This window comes from Helicobacter pylori SA213A (assembly GCF_000476275.1).
Classification (GTDB): domain Bacteria; phylum Campylobacterota; class Campylobacteria; order Campylobacterales; family Helicobacteraceae; genus Helicobacter; species Helicobacter pylori_CL.
In genome coordinates, this window is the sequence record NZ_CBOM010000047.1 from 1 (window position 1) to 1,640 (window position 1,640).

Consider the following 1,640-nt stretch of genomic DNA (forward strand, 5'->3'; position numbering starts at 1 on the left):
ATTTTGCTTGTGTATTTAGTGCAAGATGATGAACTGATTTTGTTAAGGTTGGGCAGTCATAGCGAGCTGTTTTAATGGGCAATTTAGCGAGCGGTCATTTCAAGCCTACCAACAATATCCAAGAACAACACAACGACAGAACGCTATCCCCAAGCTATCTGATCCCTCAAGAATTTAGGGGTCAAAACGAAGTCAATCGCCATTCAAAGCAAGCAATGATTTTAAAAAATCAAATCATAGAGAACGCCCACGAAGCCTACTTGATCACATTCAAACAAAAAAGCCAAGCTAAAAGCTACCAATGGAGCTTAGTGGTTAATATCAAAACAAACACCACCATGTCAGATTTAGAAAAATTAGCCGAACATTTTGAGATCAAGTATGGATTTCAGTGCTATCAAATCGCTATACACCGAGATGAGGGCTACATGGACGAGAACAACCAACCCCACATCAACCACCACGCCCACATGGAATTCATCACGCTCAACAAAGAAAATGGAAAGAACATGTGGGGGCAAATCAATCAGGTGAAATTAAGGCAAATTCAAACCGAGATCGCTCAAATTTTAGGCATGGAGCGTGGCACAGACAAGCGAGTGAGTGGGGCTGAACGCATAGAACCACGCAAATACGCCCAAATGAAAGAAAAAGAACGCAAAGAACGCTTAAAAGATGCCGAGTTTATAGATAGACTAATAAGGAGCATAAGCGAATTTGGCACTAACAATAAAATACTCAATCAAAAAATTAAAGCTAAAAATCAAAAAATAGATGAACTCCAAGAACGCCCTACCACAGAGCAATACAAAGAAGTGCAACAAGAACGAAACGCTTTGAAAAAAGAAATAGATACCGCCCTAAATACCGCTAATGAACATTTCCAGTCCAAAGCAGAAACCCTACAAGAAGCGGTTGCAAGAATTAAAAAAAATTCTGAAATGTTATCAGCAATCTATAATTTTTTAGAGCACATAGCACCCAACTATGTGAGCGGAATAACCGAAAAATACAAGCACGTAGAATTATTCGCCAAGACTTTTGGTGTTGTCAAAAAACTCAAAGAACTCTACAGCAAGATCATGGAAAAATTATTTGGCGACGAAAAAACAGAAAAAGACCCCCAAGACATACTAAACACCATCAGCGAACTCCAAGAACGCCCTACAAAACAACAACTTGAAGCTAAAGAAAGCATAATCCAAGCCAAAGAAAAAGAACTCAACACTCTAAAGCAAGAAAAAAACACCCTAGAAAATAAGCTCCAAGAACAAGCCACAGAAACAAAAAAAGCCCAAGAACGAATAAAAACCCTAGAAAGCAATGAAACCGCGCTTATAGAAGCTCTATACGATAAAGAAAACATAATCCAAAGCAAAGGCAGGACCATCAATAGACTCAAAAAAGAACTCAAAGAACTAGAAGACAATTATCGCCTAGAGCGTGAAAGAATGGTAGCAGAAAACAAACACCTAAAAGATCAAGGACTAGAAAAAATCCACACTCAAAAAGACTACGAGCAGCTAAAAGAACAGCATGAAAAAGAAGTTGAAGCGCTCAAAAAAGAAATCCAAGAACTAGAAAAGACCATCAAGAAAAACAACGAATACACATACACCAAAAGAATGTAGCCATTTAGT

General features: G+C 38.3%; 1 protein-coding gene and 1 pseudogene. Both read left to right on the forward strand.

The features are described from left to right. Positions 1–75 (forward strand): annotated as a pseudogene (locus QT74_RS08350) (HP0894 family type II toxin-antitoxin system mRNA interferase toxin); the annotation flags it as partial. Next, complete coding sequence (locus tag QT74_RS08760; RefSeq protein WP_229261628.1) at positions 75–1,631, forward strand: coiled-coil domain-containing protein; 1,557 nt, start codon at positions 75–77, stop codon at positions 1,629–1,631. The pseudogene QT74_RS08350 and the gene QT74_RS08760, both read left to right, overlap by 1 nt. Positions 1,632–1,640: the final 9 nt, after the last annotated feature.